This window comes from Dermacoccus sp. CCH2-D9, assembly GCF_001556795.1.
Taxonomy (GTDB): domain Bacteria; phylum Actinomycetota; class Actinomycetes; order Actinomycetales; family Dermatophilaceae; genus Dermacoccus; species Dermacoccus nishinomiyaensis.
In genome coordinates this window covers 1-19,840 of record NZ_LSJT01000078.1, presented here as the reverse complement: position 1 = coordinate 19,840, position 19,840 = coordinate 1, and the positions used below count along the sequence as shown (strand labels likewise).

Sequence of the window (19,840 nt, the reverse complement as noted above, 5' to 3'; positions counted from 1 at the left end):
CGCAGCTCCGACGTCCGCGTCATGCCGGCGCAGCCGTCACTCCTCGTGCAGCCACTCGTCGAGCACGCGGGTGGCGAACGGCAGCATGATGTAGGTCATGAGCGGCGTGAGGATCGACGTCTGGATCAGCGTGCGCAACACGACGTGCAGGCTCGCGATGTGCGGCTGCAGCAGGTAGGCGGCAAGCACCGACATCGGGAAGAACACCGCCCAGATCATCGTGGCCTGCTTCCACCGCGGCGGCGCGAGACGACGGCCGGGCGCGGGCGCTTCGCCGGGCAGGACGACGTCACTGCTGTGCGACGGCTCGTCGAACCATCCCTCGATGCCGACGCGCTTCTCGCCGCGGGTGTGCTGCACGATGTCCGCACCGAACGACAACCACCAGGCGCGCTCGGGGCTGCGATCCCACGCGTCGAGGCACGCCTGATTGCGGAAACGACACAGCATGTGCCATTCCTGCGAGTTGCTCGACGAGCGCACCCACCCGGTGCCGAGGAAGCCCTCGAACTTCTCCGCCATCGCCATGCCGGCATGCACCCAGGCCAGCACCTGAGTCTCGTTGTCGGTGCTCATGTGGCGCGTGAACGACACCGTCACGGGCGCCTCGTCAGGCGCGGTCGGCGCGGCAGCGACAGCATTCGTCATACCCGTCATCGTCGGGCATGCACGGCGCAGACAACGAACCGAACCGGTGTCACATGCGTCACGCCGACGACGCTCGCCGCCCAGGCAGCACGCCCCTGGGCACCCGCGCCGCCCACCCTCATCACCCCCACGACGATCGGCGCTCGCCGCCCGCGCGGCGCACCTCAGATGTTCATCTCGTCCGCCCTCGTCACGGGGGCATCGCACACGAAACCCCGGCATACGTACGCCGTCGTCTGGCCGTCGACCGCAGGGCGATCTGCCAGCAACGGCACCCCGCCGGCGTCGGCAGCGCCACGAACACGCACCAACCCCGGACCCGTCGAACGCCAGGCGCGCAGCCACATCTCATCCGCCTCGGCCGCATCAAGCGGCCCATCGCCGGACCCCGCAGCCGCACCCCCATCCGCAGGGTCGACGACGGCGACCTGCACCGGCCCCGCAGCGAGCGCCTCCGCCGCAGCGAGCGCCCAGCCGGCGAACCGCGGGTTCGACGCCATCACACCCACGAGGCCGGACAGGCAGGCAAGAGCTCGCACGCGGTAATCGCCGTGCCCCGTCAGAGCGAACGCCATGACGTACGCCGAGGCGAGCGACGACGCGCCGCACGGTTCGGCGTTGTCGCCGTCGGAGCGCGGCCTGATGAAGAGCTGCGACGCGTCCGACCCCGTGTCGTACACGGTGTCGCCGTCGAAGAACAGGCGCGCCGCGTCGTCGAGCAGACCGATCGCCACCTCGGCATGGCGCGTCTCGCCATTCGCCTGATGCAGCACCAGCAGCCCCTCGGCGAGGTTGCCGTAGTCATCGGCGCAGGCGAGCGCCTCGCTCACCCGGCCTTTGAGCGACGCCCGCCGCAACCGGCCGTCGACGACGTGGGTCGCGAGCACGACGTCAGCCGCCTCCCGCGCCGCCGCCACCCACGAGGGTTGTTCGAGGATCATCCCGGCCTCGGCGAGCGCGGCGATGGCGAGGCCGTTCCATGACGTGACGACCTTGTCGTCACGGGCCGGCTGCGGGCGCTCGGCCCGCACCGAGCGCAGCCTGGCCCGAACGTCTGACCACCACGCGTCCGGGGAGCGGTCACCCAGCACCTCGGGCGAGAAAAGCTCGGCGGGGTCACGACGCAGCTGCAGGGTCGAGCGGCCGTCTTCGAACGTGCCGTGACGGGTGACGCCGAGAAGCTCAGCGGCGCGCGCGCCGTCGCTGCGGCCCAGCACCTCGACGAGCTCCTCCGCGTTCCATACGTAGGTGAGGCCTTCGACGCCGTCGGTGTCAGCATCGAGCGCGGAGGCAAACGCCCCCTCACTGGTGCCGAGGCGCCGCATGATGAAGTCGGCCGTCTCGTAGGTCACGCGACGCGCCCAGTCGTCGCCGGTCGCGCGCCACAGATGCGCGTACACCCGCAGCAGTTGCGCGTTGTCGTACAGCATCTTCTCGAAGTGCGGCACGACCCAGTCGGCGTCGACGCTGTAGCGCGCGAACCCTCCGTCGAGCTGGTCGTACATGCCACCGCGCGCCATCGCCTCGCCCGTGCGGCGAGCCATCGCGAGGGCGTCCGCGTCGCCCGTGCGGGCGTGGTGACGCAGCAGGTGCTCGAGCGTCATCGACGGCGGGAACTTGGGCGCGCCACCGAAGCCGCCCCGGCTGTCGTCGAACTGGCGACGCAGGCCGACGACGGCACGCGTCAGATCGACCCCCACGAGCTGTCGCTCAGCCCGATCGCCCTGCCCGAGCAGGTCATCTCCCCCAGGCCCCAAACCCGTCGCGTCGGCACGCGAGCGCGTCTGCATCGCCTCGACGATGGAACGCGCTGCTCCCTCGACGCGCGCCCGATCGTCACGCCACAACTCACCGATCGAGTGCAGCAGCGACGAGAACTGCTCACGCGGGAAGTAGGTTCCGGCGTAGAAGGGCTCACCGTCCGGCGTCAGCAACACCGTCATCGGCCAGCCGCCGTGCCCGGTGAGCGCCTGCGTGACGTTCATGTAGACAGCGTCGACGTCGGGGCGCTCCTCACGATCGACCTTGACGGCGACGAACCCCTTGGCGAGCTGCGCCGCAATGGCTGCGTCCTCGAACGACTCGTGCGCCATGACGTGGCACCAGTGGCACGCCGCGTAGCCGACGGACAGCAGCACGGGCACGTCACGATGTCGCGCCTCGGCGAACGCCTCGTCTCCCCATTCGTGCCAGTCGACGGGGTTGTCGGCGTGCTGACGCAGGTAGGGGCTCAGCGAGGCAGCGAGTCGGTTGGCCATGACCCCAAGCTAGGCCCCGACACCGACAACCGCGTCATCCCAAGGGATTCAGCATGCAGAGCGCCCCCGTCACGATCATCACGTGAAGGGGGCGCACATCGTCAGGTATCCGGTTCAGGCGGCCCGCGACAACTCGGCCGCCGGCTCGAGCGCCGCGACGGGCGCCTCGTCGGTCTCAGCGTCCGGCGTGACCATGACGTCGTCGAACATCCGTGTCTCGACTCCCGCCATCACGAAGACGAGAACGAACATGGTCACGACGACGAGAACGGCCAGACCCAACGCTGCTCCAAGGCTCATGCCTCCACCCTGACAGGTTTGCGCTCATAGCGGAACCCCGACGCGCGGCGGGGGATGGTTGCATTGACGTATGTCACATTCGTCGGAGCCCGGGCGGCCAACGCGCCCGAGGCACGCCTTCATCGTGACGCCATCGCAGCGCCATCAGGCGGTCACCGGCCCGACGCGTCCCGTTCCACCAGCTCGCGCATGGCGCGCTCCTGCTCGGACGATTCCCATTCGACGTCGTCGAGCAGCCGGTGGATCTCGTCGATGACGCGCTGCACGCCCGCCTCGGAGATCAACCCCAACTCGTGAGCCTTGGCGGCCGCACCGACGTAGGTGTCGACCACCCAGATCCCCTTCGCGGCGAGTTCGGCGCGGCGTCCGGCATCCAGGGCCACGACGTCGTGGATGAAGACGGCCTTGACGACGTCACCGTGCGCCTGCAAGATCTGCTCGCCGACGGCGATGTCCCCCTGCCCCGAGTCGCCGACGAACACGAGGTCGTACTCGGGAAACAAGGTCGCGTAGTGCGCGATGTTGGCGACCTTCTTCGCGGCCATCGCGTCGTGCGTCGCGAGATGGAAGATGCTGCCCGTCATGATCGACAGATCCGCGAACCCGGCCTTGGTGAGTGACTCGCGGCTGTAGCTCTTCATCAACCCCAGGGCATCCGCAGGCCGCGCCGTGACGAACGTCAGGTCACCGCGCGAGAGCGGCGCGTCACGAGGTCCGAGGTCGAGTGCTTCGTAGAACGCAATGATGCCCGGGATGACGGTTCCGCGCGGGTAACGCGTCTCGTGGATCTTCGCCAGGGCGGTGTCGTCGATGTCGGACAGGGTCTTCGCCTGCCGCTCACCCTCGAGCGACGAGGACGCGGCGAAGTGGTCGAGAATCTCGGCGCGGATGGCGTCGTCGTCGATGTCGGCGAAGACGAGACCCTCCAGATCGTGTCGGCCCTTCGCGAGGTTGAGCGTGTTCTTCAGGTGCGTCAGGTCGTTGCCCGTGTGGGCGAGCAGCATGTCACGGATCGCGCCCTCCATCGCAGCCGACGTCGCGCCGCCCTGCATCCCGTGGATGACGGCGACCTGCGCCGCCATGCTCAACTCGTGACGCCTCGTGCGGGTGAGCAACTCGATGAGGGCGGTCTCGTTGTCGGGGCCGATGAGGCGGTCGTCCATGTCGTCGAACAGCTTGGCCGCGTCGACGTTCTCGAGGACGTCGTTCAGCTCACCGGCGGGCGCCTCGCGCAGCAGCGTGAGGATCTGCTTCTCATCACGTCGCCCCGTCGGGCCGTCGAGAAGGGAGTTGACGAGATCGAGCGTGGCACCCACGAGGCCTCCCCTGGCCGAACGGCTGACGGCAGCCGATCACGGCGCCACCCGGGCGCACCACGCCCGCGGCGACAGCTTATCGAGCCTCGACGCGGCGCCCCGCACCTCACCGGCGCACCTCACCGACACACCGCGCGGGATACTCGCCCGCCCGCGAGTTCGGCGTGCCACAGTGAGTGCATGAGCGACACCATCACCGTGAAGAAGAACACCGAGACCCACCGCTACGAGGGTTTCCTCGACGACGAGCAGGTCGGGTTCGCCGACTACCGCGAGGACGGCGACGTCGTCACGATGCCGCACACGATCGTGCCGGAGCGCTTCGGTGGCCGCGGTTTCGCGAGCCAGATCGTCCGTTTCGCGCTCGACGACGTGCGCGCGGCCGGCAAGAAGGTCGACCCGGTCTGCCCGTACGTCGCGTCGTGGATCGACAAGCACCCCGACTACGCGGACGTGCGCGTCACGGCCTCCTGAGCGGGCGGTTCGTGGCCCCAACGGCGCGCGAACACCGCGAGGTCCTCGACACCACGCGTCGACGACGCCGTCGGCGCGTGCAATACGTGCGCGCCACCGACCCATGCCATGGACAGCCCGGCCTGCTCGGCGCGCATCGCGAGATCGAGGTCGCCGATGGCCGGGTCGCGGTAGTCGGGGGCAGAAACCACCGAGCAACCGCCACTCGCGCACGCGGACGGCGAAGTTGCCCGACAGGAGCAACCGATGGTCCTCGTTCGCGTGCACGTCACCAGGAGGCGGGAACGCGCGGCGCGGGTGCGGGTCGACGAGCTGCGCGACTCTGCGTCGTTTCATGGCCGCCAGGTCATCATCGGCCGACAGGTAGGTGATGGGGCCGTTGAACAACCACCCGCGGCTCGTGCCGCACACGGCAAAGGCGTCGCGATACGCCTCGAGGAACCCTGGTAGTGGGATGCTGCGCGAATCGGGATGGATGAAACCCTCACGCCCCTGAGCGATGGCGATGCTGGCACCCATGTTGCCCGCCCGACCGATCATCAAGTCGGCCGCGTCGAGCTCGTGCAGCTGTACGTCGGGATCGTTCGCGAGCAAGGCGATCGATCGCGCTCACGCGAGATCGTCCACGACGACGTGCGGGACGCCGGATGCGACGTCGCGGAGGAATCGCCGCTGCTGCTCGAGCGAACCCAGATCTCCCGACGTCGCCGTCACGAAGGCGAGACGCGGCGGTGCCGACGAGGGTGCAGGAGACCACTGGGGCTTCGAGCGGAGGAAACGCTGAGGCACGCAAGACCTTCCGAGACATGCGCGACGAGGTCGTCGACACCCCGGTAACGAATCGCTTCTATCTCAAAAAATGCGACCCACATCTGAAAATTAGTCGCCGGTACAGCTCGAAACCGAACACCGCGCGCTAGCCGAGTCAGCACGGCCTGTCAACGCGCCCAGCCGGTCAACCCGCCATCAGGAGTGCGAGCGGGTGCGCGTGAGATCCGCCTCGAGCGGGTCGACCTTCTTCGACTTCGTCACGAGCTTGTGGCCGGCCCACACGGCGAGGAACAGCGGCAGGCCGATGTAGCTCTCGAGCAGGCCGCCGGGGTCGACGGTGCCTTCGAAGATCAGGTCTTTGTTCTGCAGCACGATGACGAGCGCGCACATGCCGAGCGCGACGACCGGCCCGAGCGGGTACCACTTCGCGCGGAACGGCAGATCCTCGACGCGGCCACCCTGTGCGACGTACGCCTTGCGGAACTTGAGGTGGCTCCACGCAATACCGCACCACGTGATGAACCCCGCGAGACCGGAGGCAGCGACGAGCCAGCCATAGGCGTCGGACGAGAGCAGGCTCAGCCCGTAGCAGCCGAGCGCGACGAGGGCCGTCAGCAGCAGCGCCGGCATCGGTACGGAACGGCGGTTGGTCTTGAGCAGGAAGCTGGGCGCCATGCCCTTCTGCGCCATCGCGTAGAGCATGCGGGTCGAGACGTAGAGACCGGACGAGCCGGCCGACAGGATGGCGGTGAGAATGACCGCGTTCATGACGCTCGCCGCACCGACCACGCCGACCTTCTCGAAGATCAGCGTGAACGGCGACGCCTGGATGTCGCCGTCAGCGGCATTGACGAGGCGCGGGTCGGTGTACGGCAGCAGGAAGCCGATGACGACGAACGCGCCGATGTAGAAGATGAGGATGCGGAAGAACACGGCGCGGATGGCCTTCGGGATCGTCTTCTCGGGCTCGTCGGCCTCACCGGCGGCGACACCGATCATCTCGGTGCCCTGGAAGCTGAATCCGGCGATCATGAAGATCGCGATGATGCCCGAGAACCCGCCGACGAACGGCGCCTGGCCGGTGGTCCAGTTCTTCGTGCCGGGCGCCTCCGTCATGATGCCGAAGATCATGAGGACGCCGACGGCGAGGAACACGAGGACGGTGATGACCTTGATCGAGGCGAACAGGAACTCGCTCTCGCCGAAGGCGCGAACACTGATCGCGTTGATGGCGAACAGGATGGCGAAGAAGACGAGCGCGACGAGACGCTGGTCGACGTCCGGCGCCCAGTAGTTGACGACGGCGCCCGCCGCCGCGATCTCCGCCGCGACCGTGATCGCCCAGTTGAACCAGTAGTTCCAGCCCTGCGCGAAGCCGAAGCTGCGGCTGACGAATCGGGTGCCGTACGCCTCGAACGAGTTGGCGAGCGGCAGATACGTCGACATCTCGCCGAGGCTCTGCATGAGCAACCACACCATGAACCCGATGACGCCGTACGCGACGAGCGCGCCGCCGGGGCCCGCCTCGTGGATCGAACCGGCGGAAGCGAGGAACAGGCCCGTCCCGATGGCGCCGCCGATGGCGATCATGTTGAGGTGGCGCGCATTGAGGTCGCGTCGCAGCTCGTTCTGACCACCCGCGCCAGGCGCCGGGTCGGCGACGGAGCCCGCCGGCCCTGACGGCTCGGCGGGCGTGGAATCGGCCTGTGTGGTGGCCATGGCGTCTCCTGCGAGATCGAGAAGTGGATGACGCGGCGTGAGGACCGGTCGTTCGGTTCCTCGCCGGGGCACCTGCCCGGCGGGCGAGCCGGGCTCAGAGTAGCAACGCGAGCCGCCCGGAGAAGGGGCGACACGGGGGCCGACAACCCCTGCTGCGGCGTGAGATGTGCGGCAAATCACATCGTCGCGACAAAGCTGTGGCGCCGCGCTGCCTCAGCGGTGCCGAACCTCGCAGATCGGGGCCGCAAGGCGTCCGAGCACTGGACATTCCGGGGCATCGGCGATGGGATGAGAACCGTTTTTTCCCATTCGAGACGAACACCCACGAGCGACGAATGCGCTGCGGGCCCGGCTTCGCCCACCCGAACGTGCGCAGGAGAAACACACATGTCCCATACCGCTTCCGCCGCACCGGACGGCGAGCCCCGCGAGCTCGAACGCGACCACATCACCGTGGTCGAGAAAGCTCCACTCAAGAAAGCCATCACGGGCGCCACCATGGGCAACCTCATGGAATGGTACGACTTCGGCATCTACGGCTACCTCGCCGCCACGATGACGAAGGTGTTCCAGCCCGAGGGTGGCGACGACTCGACGAAGATGATCATCACCTTCGCCGTGTTCGCCGTCAGCTTCCTCGCCCGCCCCTTCGGTGGCCTCGTCTTCGGCCCCCTCGGCGACAAGATCGGGCGTCAGAAGACGCTCGCCATCACGATGCTGGCCATGTCGATCGCGACGGGCGCCATCGGTCTGCTGCCGTCGTTCTCGACCGCCGGCTGGTGGGCGTTCGCCGGTCTCATCATCTGCCGCCTCATCCAGGGCTTCTCCACTGGCGGTGAGTACTCGGGCGCAACGACGTTCGTCTCCGAGTACTCCCCCGACAAGCGTCGCGGCTACTTCTCGAGCTTCCTCGACACCGGTTCCTACCTCGGTTTCGCGGTCGGCGCCGCCGTCGTCGCACTGTTCAGCATCGGCCTCGGCTCCGAGACGATGGACGACTGGGGCTGGCGCATCCCGTTCCTGCTCGCTCTGCCGTTCGGCCTGCTCGCCATGTACTTCCGCATGAAGATCGACGAGTCGCCGACGTTCGAGAACACGCAGGCCGCCAACGAGGCAGCCGAGAGCAACGACGCCATCGACGAGTCGCAGACGCAGCTCGGCCCGGTCGGCATCATCAAGCACCACTGGCGCCCGCTGCTCATCGCCATGGCGCTCGTCGGCGCGACGAACACCGCCGGCTACTCGCTCACGTCGTACATGCCCGGTTACCTCGAGAGCAACCACGGCTACACCACCCTGGGTGCCGCTGCAGCCACCATCCCGGCGCTCGTGGCGCTCTCCCTGGCCGTGCCCTTCGTCGGGCGCTTGTCGGACAAGATCGGCCGCAAGCCCGTCTACTGGATCGCGATCATCTCGACGCTGCTGTTCACCTACCCCGCCTACATGATGATGAAGAACCAGACGCTGGCCTTCGTCGCGATGTTCATGCTGGCCTTCTCCGTCTGCTTCTACGTCGCGATGTCGGCCTCGACGCTGCCCGCGCTGTTCCCGACGGCCTCACGCTTCGGCGGCATGGCGCTGTCGTACAACATCGCCGTCTCCCTGTTCGGCGGCACCGCGCCGATGATCAGCGAAGCGCTCGTCAAGTGGACCGGCAGCAAGAACGCGCCGGCGCTCTACACGATGTTCTTCGCCGTGCTCGGCGGCATCGCATTGATCGCGATGAAGGAGTCGGCGCGTAGACCGCTGCCGGGTTCGATGCCGACGGTCGCCTCCGACGAAGAGGCCCACGAACTCGTCGAGACGCAGCACGACAACCCCGACATCGTCCACGAGGACCTGCCGTTCGACGCGCACGACGCCGCGAACGCGGCAACCGCGGGGACCACTTCCGACGCCGAGAAGCACTGACGTCCGCTGCCGCGAGCGCTGAGTCCACAGCGCTCGCAGCCACGAAGGCCGCCACCCGATCGGGGTGGCGGCCTTCGCCGCCGTGTCGCCGCGACCACCGCTCGTTCAGTCGCCCTGGTTCGCGTGCTCGTGCAGCAGCTTGGTGACCTCGCGGCGCAGCACCTTGCCCATCGGGTTCGTCGGCAGTTCGTCGACGACGACGAAGCGACGCGGCGCCTTGTACGCCGTCAGCTTGCCCTTGACGTGGCGGCGCAGCGCCTCGGCGTCAGCATCGGTGTGGCCGTCGGCGAGCACGACGGCGGCGACGACGTCCTCACCGCCCGCGGTGGCGGGCAGCCCGACGACGGCGGCGTCAGCGATCGAGTCGTGTTCGCGCAGCACGCCTTCGACCTCGCTCGGGTAGACGTTGAAGCCACCGGTGACGATCATCTCCTTGATGCGGTCGACGACCGTCAGGTAGCCGCCCTCACCCATCTCGACGACGTCGCCGGTGCGGAAGAAGCCGTCGTGGAACGCCTCCTGCGTCGCCTCGGGCTTCTTGTAATAGCCACCGAAGACCTGCGGACCCTTGACGAGCAGCTCGCCCGGGCCGGACTCCGGCGCGTCCTTCGTGACGTCCTCGGGATCGGCGAGGCGGATCTCGACGTCGGGGAACGGCACGCCGATCGAGCCGGCGCGACGATCGTCGGAGATGGGGTTGCCGACGACGACCGGGCTCGTCTCGGTGAGGCCGTAGCCCTCGATGAGGTGGCCGCCCGTCGCCTCCTCCCAGCGTTGCACGAGCGCGGACGGCAGCGACATCGCGCCCGACAGGCCGATGCGGATGCCCTCGAGGCTGACGTCGCGCTTCTCCGCCTCGTCGAGGATGCGGGCGTACAGCGGCGGTACACCCGGAGCGAACGTCGGGGTGCGACGCTTCACGGCGTCGATGATGAGCGGCACCTCGGGGGCGGGCAGCATGAGCAGGCACGCGCCGAGGTTGATGCCCGCGAGGACGCCGATCGTCAGACCGTACGCGTGGAACATCGGGAGGACGACGAGGAACGTCTCCTCACCGTCACGCAGCTGCGCCCACGCCTTGCCCTGCAGGCAGTTGGCAGCGAGGTTCGCGTGCGTGAGCGGGACGCCCTTGGGGGTGCCGCTCGTGCCCGAGGTGTAGAGCATGATCGCCGGGTCACCGGCCGATGGCTTGGGGTGGTCGACGGGCAGCGTGCCGCGTGAGAGCAGGTCGTTCCAGCTCAGCAGGCCCTCGGGCGCCGGGCCGGTGAGCCGCTCGCGCGACTCGCGCGCCTTCTTCACCGGCAGGCGCAGCGCGAGACGCTTGACGAACGGCAGCTCCGCCGTCACGTCGATCGCGACGATGTGGCGGACGCCGTTCTCCTGCGCGAGGTCGACGAGCATCGGGCTGATCTTGTCCCATGCGATGACGACCTCGGCCTCGTGGTCCTCGAACGGCGCGCGCAGCTCACCGATCGTGTAGAGCGGGTTGTGCTGCACCGCGATCGCGCCGATGCGCATGATCGCCTGCGTGACGACGACGTTCTGCGGGCAGCCAGGCAGCAGGACGGCGACGCGGTCGCCCGCCGTGACACCGAGGTCCAACAGACCGGCCGCGGCGGCGTCGACCTGAGCCTTGAGCTGGTCGTAGGTCGTGACGCGCCCCATGAAGTCGATGGCCGGGCGATCGCCGAATCGCGCGACGGCGGAGTCGAACTGATCGACGAGCGTCGCCGTGCCGTAATCGAGGCGCAGGGGCACACCGGGCGAGTAGGAGTTCGCCCACAGCGCGTTCGTCAGCATCGTCGTCATCCTCCATCGGCGCGTCGCGCCTCGTCACGGCTGGTCTCGTCACAGCACGAGGTGCCGAGCGGGATCGCCGGCACCGTCTTCGAGTGTATGCCCCGTCACGTCGAGCTTCTACACCCGTAGTACCCATCGGCGATTCCTGTCCCCTCCTGCGAACTACGTCCCCGGTCGCGATTCCTGTCCCCTGTGCGATTTTCGGTCACATTCGCGAATCCCGTCCCCACCTGCGGAACTGCGGCGCGGTGCAGGATGGGTGCCATGAACACCGTGACAGTCCATGAGGCCCCCTCCGTCGAGATCGTGCGTGGCGACATCACGACCGAGCAGGTCGACGCCGTCGTCAACGCCGCGAACTCGGGCCTGCTCGGCGGTGGCGGCGTGGACGGTGCCATCCATGCCGCAGCAGGGCCGCAGCTGCGCGAGGAGTGTCGCAAGCTGCGCGCGACACGGCTGACGGGCGGATTACCGACCGGCGAGGCCGTCATCACCGGCGCGGGGCGGATGCCCGCGCGCTACGTCATCCACACTGTCGGCCCGAATCGTCATGCGGGCCAGACGGATCCGGCTCTTCTAAGCTCCTGTTTCGCCGAGTCATTGCGGATCGCCGACGAGGCGGAATGCCGCTCCGTGGCCTTTCCCGCCATCAGCGCGGGCGTGTACGGCTGGGACGTCGAAGAGGTCGCGTGCATCGCTCTCGAGGTGGCGCGTTCCGCCCGATGTGCACATGTCCGGTTGATCCGTTTCGTGCTGTACGACGATCGCGCACTCGCCGCTTTCGAACGTGCTGCCGACCGAGCCTGACCGCATCCCGGCCAAGGCGAGTCGGATCTCTCTCGGGCAGACCAACGGCAGGGTGCGGGGAGCGTTCCTGCGGGCCGGTTGGGTGGCCACGTTCGATGGCTTGTCGGCGCCGCGTGGTTGGCTTCGACCATGGAGCTGAACGAGTGGAGTGGACGCATCGAGGGCATCTCGGCTGCGTACGGCGAGTACTTCGCTGTGGAGCGCACGCCGGAGTGGGTCCTGCTCAAGCTCACCGAGGAGGTCGGGGAGCTCACGCAGGCCTATCTCGCCTCGAGCGGGCAGGGTCGAAACCGGGGCAAGAGCGACGACGAGCTGCGCCAGGACCTCGAGGGTGAGGTCGCCGACGCGTTCGCCATGATCCTGGTCTTCGCTCGGAGCGCGGGTATCGACATCGAATCAGCGCTGACGACGAAGTGGCTCCCGTGGGAGAAGTTTCACGCCGATCGAGCCGCAGGTCTGGCGCCCGAGCCACTCGCCCATCGGTGGCCCGAGCCGTCCGACGATGACTCGCAGGCGTCGTCATGACCGTCGCGAGTCCTCCCCTGCTGCGCGGTGACGGCGCGAGCGCGCAGAATCGTCGGTCAACCCGCCTCGCGACGCCGCTGGGCGACATGCTCGTCGCCGTGAGCGATGACGGGGTGCTCGGCGCCTACTTCGACGGCCAGGCGCATCAGCCGGACGCGGCGTGGTTCGGGGCGCGAGTGGAGCAGCGTGACGATGCCCTCCTCGACGCCGCGGCGCAGCAACTCACCGCCTGGTTCGCCGGGGAGCGGACCGATTTCGACCTTCCGCTCGCCCCGCTCGGCACCCCGTTCCAACGCAGCGTCTGGGAGCTGTTGCTGCGGATCCCTCCCGGCGAGACGACGACGTACGGCGAGCTGTCGGCGTCGCTCTCACCCGACGGAGTCGCCACCCCTGGCCAGGCACAGGGCGTCGGGCAGGCCGTCGGTCACAACCCGGTCAGCGTCATCGTGCCGTGCCACCGCGTCGTCGGCTCGGACGGTTCCCTCGTCGGCTTCGCCGGCGGCCTGGATCGCAAACGCTGGCTCCTCGCCCACGAGGAGAGCGAGACGACCCGTGAATCCCGTTTGTTCTGAACGGTTCTCGCGCCGCTCGGCTCGGTTGCGAAAAAAGTTCTCTCGCCGACCTCACACTTCGTCGTTCTCGGACGACTCCTGAGTGATGACACAGCAACCGCTCTTCCACGAGATCGTCGAACGCCATGGGCCGACGGTTCTGCGCGTGTGCGCCGCGACCCTGGGGCCCGGTGCGGACGCGGAGGACGCCTGGTCCGAGACGTTTCTCGCGGCTCTGCGGGGCTACCCGTTCGACGACATCGAAGACGTCGAGGCATGGCTCGTGCGCGTGGCGCGGCACAAGAGCGTCGACATCGTGCGACGGAATCGACGCGCCGCACCACACCCCGAGCCCGTCCGCGATCTCGAGGCGGCCCACGACTCGACTCGATCGCGGCGCCTCGGCGCCGGAGCCGTCAAGGACGACGACGCCGGGCAGGCGCTTCAACGCCTGTTCGTCGACGACGTCCACCCGGGCGCCGACGTCGGGGCCTGGGACGGCGAGTTGTGGAGCCACGTGGGCGCTCTGAGCGAACGGCAGCAGTTCGTTGTCGTGCACCGCTACGTGGGGCAGTGGACCTACCCGGAGATCGCCGACAAGCTCGGCTGCTCGACGGCGGCCGCCCGACGTTGCGGAGCCGACGCCATCGCCGCGCTGCGTCATCGACTCATCCCGACCCGAGAGGACACCTGATGACCAGCGACGACGTGTTCACCACGACCATCGACGCCTTCACCGACGCGGCATCGACCGAGGCGCTGACGAATCGGCTGCTCGAACATGTGCGTCCGCGGGACGTCGACGTCGTGTGGACGACGCACGAGACGCTGCTCGGCCGGCTCCTGCTCGCCTTCCGCGACGACGCCGTCGTCCGCGTCGCGTTCGAGTCGGAGGGCTTCGACGCCGTGCTCGACGACCTCGGTGAACGTCTCGGACGCCGCACGCTGCGCTCACCCCGGCGCGCCGACACCCTGCGCCGCCAGCTCGACCTGTACTTCACCGGGGTGCGCGTGGAGTTCAGCGTGACGCCCGACCTGTCGTTGTCGACCGCCCCCTTCCGACGGGAGGTGCAGTCGAGCCTGCCCACGATTCCCTACGGCCGCACCATCAGCTACGCCGATCTCGCCTCCTCGACGGGACGCCCCCGCGCGGTTCGCGCCGTCGGCAGTGCCTGCGCGAGCAATCCGCTACCCATCGTGCTCCCCTGTCACCGGGTCGTGCGCAGCGACGGCTCCCTCGGCAACTACCTCGGCGGCGTCGAGGCGAAGCAGCGGTTGCTCGAGCTCGAGTCCGCCGCCGCGCCTTAGGCCCACCTAAGTCATGCAGCCGGCTCTCAGGGTTTACGCCGACGACATCTGCGCGACGTCTCGTGTCTGCCTCGACGCCCAAGGATCGACCCGCGTGGGCGCCCCCACCGTCCGCCCTGATCAGCTCCCGACTTTCCGCCCCGGCGAGGAGACCCCATGAGCCCCAAGCTGCTCCCCCTCATCAATACCCGCCACGGTTCGCGCAGCGCGAAGACGTGCGAGTACCGCTGCGCCAACCAGTGCGACGCGCCGACGCCGAACACCTCAGGCAACGAGGAGTTCCAGACTCTCGCTCAGCGTGCCATCGCCCGTCGCGCGATGCTCACGGGCTCCGCGGGCGCCATGGTGCTCGCCGGTTTCGGCGCGCAGGCTGCTGCGGCGGACACTGCGCACGGCCACCACCCGCGACCCGAGCGCAACGTCGGGCGAGCCTCCTTCACCTCCGTCGCGCCGAACCGCAAGGATGACGTCGTCAACGCCGAAGGGTTCACGCACGACGTGATCATCCGTTGGGGCGACCCCGTCACCAAGCGCGCACCGCGTTTCGACGTCCACCACCAGACGCCCGAGGCACAGGCGCAGCAGTTCGGTTACAACAACGACTATGTCGGCATCATCCCGCTCGACGGTCGCCGCGCCCTGCTGAGCGTCAACCACGAGTACACCGACCCGGAACTGATGTTCCCGACCGGGACGGACGAGCTGCTCAAGAAGAAGATCGAGATGGCCGCGCACGGTCTGGCGGTCGTCGCCATCGAGAAGGGCCGGGCCAAGGGGTCATGGAAGGCCAGCGACCCGCGCTGCTCGCGCTACAACCGCCGCATCACGGCCAGCACGCCGCTGCGCGTCGACGGCCCCGCCGCTGGTCACGAGCTGCTGCGCACCAAGGCTGACCCCAAGGGCACGACGATCCTCGGCACCTTCGCCAACTGCTCCGGCGGCACCACACCGTGGGGCACGACGCTGCACGGCGAGGAGAACTTCCACGGTTACTTCGACGCCTCCGGCGCGCTCGACCCCAAGCAGGCCGATGCCTACAAGCGGTACGGCATCACCGGCCAGGGCAAGGGGTGGAAGGACGTCGACGAGCGCTTCGACCTGACGAAGACCCCGAACGAGGCCAACCGCTTCGGTTGGATCGTCGAGCTCGACCCGCTCGACCCGTCCGCCCCGCCCGTCAAGCACACGATGCTCGGCCGCGTGAAGCACGAAGGCTGCAACGTCACGATCGCACGTGACGGCCGCGTCGTCGCCTACACCGGCGACGACGAGAAGGGCGAGTACATCTACAAGTTCGTCTCACGTGACCGCTACCAGCGCAGTGCCTCGCCCGCCGCACGCCGCCACAACAAGACACTGCTGTCCGCCGGCACGCTCTACGTCGCGAAGTTCACCGGTGACGGCGACGCCGACGGCGTCCACGACGGCACGGGCACGTGGATCCCGCTCACGAGCGAGAAGAAGTCGTACGTTCCGGGCATGAGCGTCGCGGAGGTGCTCGTCCACACGCGCCTGGCGGCCGACAAGGTCGGTCCGACGCGCATGGACCGCCCCGAGGACATCGAGCCGAACCCCGTCAACGGCAAGATCTACTGCGCGCTGACGAACAACTCCGACCGCGGCAAGAAGTTCACCACGGACGAGGCCAATCCCCTGGCCTCGTCGATGACACGCAAGAAGCTGGGCGAGCCGCTCACGGCCACGTCCGGCAACCGCAACGGATACATCCTCGAGATCACGGAGGGCCGTGGCCGCTCCTGCGGCAAGGGGTACGAGACCTCGACCGACTTCACCTGGGATCTCATGCTCATCTGCGGTGACCCGGCCGCGCAGGAGACGTACTTCGCCGGCTTCCCGAAGGAGCACGTCAGCCCGATCAGCTGCCCCGACAACGTCGCCTTCGACGCCGTCGGCAACCTGTGGATCTCCACCGACGGCAACCAGCTCGGTTCCAACGACGGGCTCTTCCGTGTCCCGACGAACGGGCCGGAGCGCGGCCGCGTCCAGCAGTTCCTCACGGTGCCCTTCGGCGCCGAGACCTGCGGGCCGCTCGTCAGCCCGGACCAGCTTTCCGTCTTCACGGCCGTGCAGCACCCGGGCGAGACCGACGACGCGACGTTCGAGAAGCCGACGAGCACGTGGCCGCACACGGACGCCTTCCCCCGCCCGTCGGTCATCGTCTCCTACGCGAAATGACGATGCTCGTCTGACCGAGCGTGAGGCGTGAGGTCAGACGAGCAGGCGCCGGCGGCTCACCCGCGCATCGGGTGAGCCGCCGGCGTCATGCGTCATGGCCTAGGCTCGGGCCGTGAGTTCGCCCGCCTTGCATCGTCGCGTCTCGATGGTCGCTCTCGTCGCCCTGGGCGGCGCAGCGGGGGCGGTGGCCCGCGCCGGTGTTGCGGCCGCGATGCATGCGCCGTGGGCGACGCTGACGGTCAACCTCGTCGGCGCGTTCGTCCTCGGCGGGCTGCTCGAGTTCTTCACCCGCGCAGGCGACCGCCCGGCCTGGCGTCTGCTGCTCGGCACCGGGTTCTGCGGGGCCTTCACGACGTACAGCACGTTCGCGCGAGAGGTCGCCGAACGCTCCGCTGGGTCGGGAGTGGGCCTCGCCGTCGCGGAGGTCGCGCTCGGACTCGTAGCCGCGGCGGCGGGGGCCGTCGTCACCGCCCGTTGGGCACCTCGGAGCAGCGCATGATGACGTGGCCGCTCATCGCCCTCGGCGGCGCTGTCGGAGCCGTCCTGCGCTTCGTCCTCGACGGAGAGATGAAGGCCCGCGGCCCACGCACGTGGCCCCACTCGACGTTCGCCGTCAACCTCCTCGGCTCGTTCGTGCTCGGCGTCCTCACCGCGCATCCTCGCCCAGGATGGTTGAGCGCCCTCGTCGTCACGGGCGTCTGCGGCGGCTTCACGACGTTCTCCACCGCGAGCGTCGAAACGCTCACCCTGCTGCGCGCACGGCGCGCGGCCACAGCTCTCGCGTATGCGGTGGGCAGCGTCGTCGTCTGCGTCGCCGTCATCCTGTTGGCCCACCGCATCGCCTGACGGCCGGGCTCGGGCCGGCTGCCGAGCCGCGCATCCGACACCGCGACCGGCTGGAACCGAAGCTCACTCAGCCCCGAGCGCTGCGGGGCGGCGCGGCAACGTCACGATCGCCGTCGTGCCGGCAGTGCTGGAGTCGAAGTGGATGCTCGCCTCCATCGACTCCGCGAGTGCCATCGTGATGGCGAGGCCCAGCCCACCGCGACGATCGGTGTCCGAACGCGACGCCCCCTTGAAACGTCGCCCTGGTTCGGCGGCGACGGACGCGGGCAGCCCCGGCCCGTCGTCGGCCACCTCGACGACGACGCTGTCGCCGGCGTCGCGCACGCTGAGCTGCACGCGCGTACCGGCGGGCGTGTGGCGTCGCGCGTTCGTCACCAGATTGACGATGACGCGGCGCACCCCGTTCTCGTCGCCCACGATCTCGCACACCTCGTCCGGCGCGTCGAACGCCCACAGGTGCTGCGGCGCCATCAGTTTCGCGTCGGACAACGCCTCCAACGCGAGGAACGTGACGTCGACGCTTTCCTGTGCCGCGCGTTGGCCGGCGTCGAGGTGGGCGAGGAGCAACAGATCCTCGACGAGGCGAGCCATGCGGATGCTCTCGCGTTCGATGCGACGCAGCGATGGCGCCAGCTCGAGCTCGAGCGCTCGGACGTCACTCGCCGCCCTACGTCCGTGGTCAGCGCCGCCATCCTGGCCCTCAACGCCCGGGAGGCCCCCGCCGGCAGAGTCGCCCGCCGCCTCGGATCGCTCGGCCTCCACGGCGCGCGCGAGCATCGACGCGGACAGCTCGGCATGCGATCGCACGACGGCCAGCGGCGTGCGCAGTTCATGGCTGACGTCGGCCAGCATGGTGCGCAGGGCGGCCTCGCTCTCGTCGCGGCGCGCGAGGGCCGCCTCGACCTGCAGCAGATCGTTGATGGCGTGCGTGAGCACCCCCACCTCGTCGGCGGCTCGTCGCGGTTCGGGCACACGGCGGCTGACGGCGTCCTCCACCGATTCCGCGGGTGTCTCGGCGATACTGCGCGCGGTGCGCGTGACGGCCTGCAGGGGCCGCACCTGACGTCGCGTCAGCCACACGCCGACGGCGCTCGCCACGATGCCCGCGGGCACCCACAGTGCCAGTTGCCACGCGGCGAGGCGGGTGAGGTCGCGCTCCGCAGGTTCCATGCTGACGGCAGCGAGCACCTCGGTGCCGGGCTGCCTCAGCGTGGCGACGCGCATGTCGTCGCGTTCGGGCAGCTTGACGTCGCGCAGGCCGTCCGGGCGATCGAGCTCGGTTCGCAGCGCGGTGGCGTCCTCCGCCGCCACCACGCGGTCGGGGCCGTTGGCGCGCACGTCGAGCCGGTCGCCACGTCGCACCATGACGATCGCCCCGGACGGTAGTTCTTCCGCCAGCTCCTGCGCCGACGTGTGCTCGTGGTTGACCGCAACGTGCAGGGTGTCGTCGATGCTCGCGTGGATGACGGCGCGTGACAGCAGGAACGAGGCGACGCAGCCGATGGCGGCGAGCACCATCGTCAGCGTCATGACGAGCACCGCGACGCGCGCGCTCAGCTTGCGTGGCCGCAGCCGTGCGAGGTTCATCCCGCAGCGGGTCGCATCGTGTATCCGAGGCCCCGCGCTGTGTGGATGAGCGCCGGATGCGACCCGTCGATCTTCTTGCGCAGGTAGCTGATGTAGAGCTCGACGACGTGCTCACCGCCCTGGAAATCCTCGCCCCACACCGCGGCGAGCAACTCCTGCTTCGAGCACACGCGACGCGCGTTCTGCGCCAGGTGCCGCGCGAGCGCGAACTCGGTGGCGGTCAGACGAATCGGTTCGCCGGCGCGCGACACCTCGTACGTCAGGGTGTTGATGACGAGGTCGTCGACGACGAGATGCTCGCCCTGCCCCTGCGCGACGATGCCGCTGCGGCGCATGGGGCCTCGGCGCGGACGATGACCTCCTCGAGGCTGAACGGCTTCGTCAGGTAGTCGTCAGCGCCTTGCCGGATGCCACTCACCCTGTCCTCCAACGCATCCCGCGCCGTGAGGAAGATGACTCCCGCCTCGGGCAGGATCGAGCGGATGCGGGCGAGGACGTCGAAACCGTCCGTGTCCGGCAGCCCGATGTCGAGGACGACGACGTCCGGGCTCTCGCGCCGCGCGAGGGCGACGGCCTGCGAGCCGGTCGTCGCCGTCAGCACCTGCCAGCCCTGGAACGTGAACGCCGCCGACAGCGACGCGAGCAGGCCCTCCTCGTCGTCGACGATGAGGACGCGCGCCGCACGTCCGGTGACGTGACGAAAGGATGCCTCGCGGGTGTTCATGCTCCCACGATAGAAGCCGCCGAGACCCGCGAAACAGACCACATTTCCATGAGAGGGAATTCTGAGGAAGGGGCGATAGTTTGATCTCCGTGCCCAGGA

At 68.9% G+C, this 19,840-nt stretch carries 18 protein-coding genes and 1 pseudogene; 10 read left to right on the top strand and 9 right to left on the bottom strand.

What is annotated here, in order from left to right:
- Nucleotides 1-36: 36 nt before the first annotated feature.
- The 4 genes from AX669_RS06920 to AX669_RS06910 all read right to left on the bottom strand — a co-directional run bounded on the left by AX669_RS06920 (nt 37) and on the right by AX669_RS06910 (nt 4,522).
- The gene (locus AX669_RS06920; protein ID WP_006945738.1) at nt 37-648 is read right to left on the bottom strand and encodes an antibiotic biosynthesis monooxygenase; all 612 of its coding nucleotides are present in this window, start codon (nt 646-648) and stop codon (nt 37-39) included.
- Nucleotides 649-812: 164 nt separating this feature from the next.
- Nucleotides 813-2,906, bottom strand: coding sequence for a thioredoxin domain-containing protein (locus AX669_RS06915; protein WP_006945681.1), 2,094 nt, complete (start codon nt 2,904-2,906; stop codon nt 813-815).
- Between the two features lie 114 nt (nt 2,907-3,020).
- Entirely contained in the window at nt 3,021-3,206 is a 186-nt protein-coding gene (locus AX669_RS13350) for a hypothetical protein (RefSeq protein WP_136788793.1), read from the bottom strand.
- Between the two features lie 152 nt (nt 3,207-3,358).
- On the bottom strand, nt 3,359-4,522 hold the full coding sequence (locus AX669_RS06910; protein WP_006945749.1) for a phosphatase domain-containing protein: 1,164 nt from the start codon (nt 4,520-4,522) through the stop codon (nt 3,359-3,361).
- A gap of 180 nt (nt 4,523-4,702) precedes the next feature.
- Here AX669_RS06910 and AX669_RS06905 point away from each other — a divergent pair, with 180 nt between their 5' ends.
- The gene (locus AX669_RS06905) at nt 4,703-4,996 is read left to right on the top strand and encodes a GNAT family N-acetyltransferase (protein ID WP_006945741.1); all 294 of its coding nucleotides are present in this window, start codon (nt 4,703-4,705) and stop codon (nt 4,994-4,996) included.
- Here AX669_RS06905 and AX669_RS06900 read toward each other — a convergent pair.
- Together AX669_RS06900 and AX669_RS06890 are read right to left on the bottom strand one after the other, a co-directional pair.
- Nucleotides 4,966-5,187: a hypothetical protein gene (locus AX669_RS06900; protein WP_062257452.1), complete on the bottom strand. Its 222-nt coding sequence runs from the start codon at nt 5,185-5,187 to the stop codon at nt 4,966-4,968. The two genes, AX669_RS06905 and AX669_RS06900, sit on opposite strands and share 31 nt — an antisense overlap.
- A 775-nt stretch (nt 5,188-5,962) precedes the next feature.
- Nucleotides 5,963-7,486, bottom strand: coding sequence for an amino acid permease (locus AX669_RS06890; RefSeq protein WP_062257448.1), 1,524 nt, complete (start codon nt 7,484-7,486; stop codon nt 5,963-5,965).
- A gap of 387 nt (nt 7,487-7,873) precedes the next feature.
- On the opposite strand from AX669_RS06890, the gene AX669_RS06885 reads away from it, so the two are divergent.
- The gene (locus tag AX669_RS06885) at nt 7,874-9,397 is read left to right on the top strand and encodes an MFS transporter (RefSeq protein ID WP_062257446.1); all 1,524 of its coding nucleotides are present in this window, start codon (nt 7,874-7,876) and stop codon (nt 9,395-9,397) included.
- A gap of 105 nt (nt 9,398-9,502) precedes the next feature.
- Here the strand turns inward: AX669_RS06885 and AX669_RS06880 are convergent, their stop codons facing one another.
- Nucleotides 9,503-11,197 (bottom strand): long-chain-fatty-acid--CoA ligase, encoded by a 1,695-nt coding sequence (locus AX669_RS06880; protein WP_082740671.1) that lies wholly within the window; start codon nt 11,195-11,197, stop codon nt 9,503-9,505.
- Between the two features lie 264 nt (nt 11,198-11,461).
- On the opposite strand from AX669_RS06880, the gene AX669_RS06875 reads away from it, so the two are divergent.
- From AX669_RS06875 to crcB, 8 genes are all read left to right on the top strand, one after another.
- Nucleotides 11,462-12,004, top strand: a complete 543-nt coding sequence (locus AX669_RS06875) for an O-acetyl-ADP-ribose deacetylase (protein WP_006945675.1) — start codon at nt 11,462-11,464, stop codon at nt 12,002-12,004.
- 129 nt (nt 12,005-12,133) lie between these two features.
- Entirely contained in the window at nt 12,134-12,529 is a 396-nt protein-coding gene (locus AX669_RS06870) for a MazG nucleotide pyrophosphohydrolase domain-containing protein (protein ID WP_038566853.1), read from the top strand.
- Nucleotides 12,526-13,101, top strand: coding sequence for a methylated-DNA--[protein]-cysteine S-methyltransferase (locus AX669_RS06865; protein WP_051805608.1), 576 nt, complete (start codon nt 12,526-12,528; stop codon nt 13,099-13,101). Before AX669_RS06870 ends, AX669_RS06865 begins: the two co-directional genes overlap by 4 nt.
- Nucleotides 13,102-13,186: 85 nt before the next feature.
- Nucleotides 13,187-13,774, top strand: a complete 588-nt coding sequence (locus tag AX669_RS06860) for an RNA polymerase sigma factor (protein WP_062257442.1) — start codon at nt 13,187-13,189, stop codon at nt 13,772-13,774.
- Nucleotides 13,774-14,388: a methylated-DNA--[protein]-cysteine S-methyltransferase gene (locus AX669_RS06855; protein WP_062257441.1), complete on the top strand. Its 615-nt coding sequence runs from the start codon at nt 13,774-13,776 to the stop codon at nt 14,386-14,388. The genes AX669_RS06860 and AX669_RS06855 overlap by 1 nt, the downstream gene beginning before the upstream one ends.
- Before the next feature lie 156 nt (nt 14,389-14,544).
- Entirely contained in the window at nt 14,545-16,584 is a 2,040-nt protein-coding gene (locus tag AX669_RS06850) for a PhoX family phosphatase (protein WP_062257438.1), read from the top strand.
- A gap of 112 nt (nt 16,585-16,696) precedes the next feature.
- Nucleotides 16,697-17,083: a CrcB family protein gene (locus tag AX669_RS06845; RefSeq protein WP_231729460.1), complete on the top strand. Its 387-nt coding sequence runs from the start codon at nt 16,697-16,699 to the stop codon at nt 17,081-17,083.
- Nucleotides 17,083-17,430, top strand: a complete 348-nt coding sequence (gene crcB, locus AX669_RS06840) for a fluoride efflux transporter CrcB (RefSeq protein ID WP_040014710.1) — start codon at nt 17,083-17,085, stop codon at nt 17,428-17,430. Before AX669_RS06845 ends, crcB begins: the two co-directional genes overlap by 1 nt.
- A gap of 63 nt (nt 17,431-17,493) precedes the next feature.
- On the opposite strand, the gene AX669_RS06835 is transcribed toward crcB, so the two are convergent.
- Together AX669_RS06835 and AX669_RS06830 are read right to left on the bottom strand one after the other, a co-directional pair.
- Entirely contained in the window at nt 17,494-19,017 is a 1,524-nt protein-coding gene (locus tag AX669_RS06835) for a sensor histidine kinase KdpD (RefSeq protein ID WP_062257436.1), read from the bottom strand.
- Nucleotides 19,014-19,741 (bottom strand): annotated as a pseudogene (locus AX669_RS06830) (response regulator transcription factor). The gene AX669_RS06835 and the pseudogene AX669_RS06830 overlap by 4 nt, the downstream one beginning before the upstream one ends.
- Nucleotides 19,742-19,840 lie beyond the last annotated feature (99 nt).

Excerpts from the sequence above, each read along its gene's own strand:
- AX669_RS06920 (WP_006945738.1), bottom strand. The coding sequence starts at position 648 with ATGACGAATGCTGTCGCTGCCGCGCCGACCGCGCCTGACGAGGCGCCC.
- AX669_RS06915 (WP_006945681.1), bottom strand. The coding sequence starts at position 2,906 with ATGGCCAACCGACTCGCTGCCTCGCTGAGCCCCTACCTGCGTCAGCAC.
- AX669_RS13350 (WP_136788793.1), bottom strand. The coding sequence starts at position 3,206 with ATGAGCCTTGGAGCAGCGTTGGGTCTGGCCGTTCTCGTCGTCGTGACC.
- AX669_RS06905 (WP_006945741.1), top strand. The coding sequence starts at position 4,703 with ATGAGCGACACCATCACCGTGAAGAAGAACACCGAGACCCACCGCTAC.
- AX669_RS06890 (WP_062257448.1), bottom strand. The coding sequence starts at position 7,486 with ATGGCCACCACACAGGCCGATTCCACGCCCGCCGAGCCGTCAGGGCCG.
- AX669_RS06885 (WP_062257446.1), top strand. The coding sequence starts at position 7,874 with ATGTCCCATACCGCTTCCGCCGCACCGGACGGCGAGCCCCGCGAGCTC.
- AX669_RS06880 (WP_082740671.1), bottom strand. The coding sequence starts at position 11,197 with ATGCTGACGAACGCGCTGTGGGCGAACTCCTACTCGCCCGGTGTGCCC.
- AX669_RS06875 (WP_006945675.1), top strand. The coding sequence starts at position 11,462 with ATGAACACCGTGACAGTCCATGAGGCCCCCTCCGTCGAGATCGTGCGT.
- AX669_RS06870 (WP_038566853.1), top strand. The coding sequence starts at position 12,134 with ATGGAGCTGAACGAGTGGAGTGGACGCATCGAGGGCATCTCGGCTGCG.
- AX669_RS06865 (WP_051805608.1), top strand. The coding sequence starts at position 12,526 with ATGACCGTCGCGAGTCCTCCCCTGCTGCGCGGTGACGGCGCGAGCGCG.
- AX669_RS06860 (WP_062257442.1), top strand. The coding sequence starts at position 13,187 with ATGACACAGCAACCGCTCTTCCACGAGATCGTCGAACGCCATGGGCCG.
- AX669_RS06855 (WP_062257441.1), top strand. The coding sequence starts at position 13,774 with ATGACCAGCGACGACGTGTTCACCACGACCATCGACGCCTTCACCGAC.
- AX669_RS06850 (WP_062257438.1), top strand. The coding sequence starts at position 14,545 with ATGAGCCCCAAGCTGCTCCCCCTCATCAATACCCGCCACGGTTCGCGC.
- crcB (WP_040014710.1), top strand. The coding sequence starts at position 17,083 with ATGACGTGGCCGCTCATCGCCCTCGGCGGCGCTGTCGGAGCCGTCCTG.
- AX669_RS06835 (WP_062257436.1), bottom strand. The coding sequence starts at position 19,017 with ATGAACCTCGCACGGCTGCGGCCACGCAAGCTGAGCGCGCGCGTCGCG.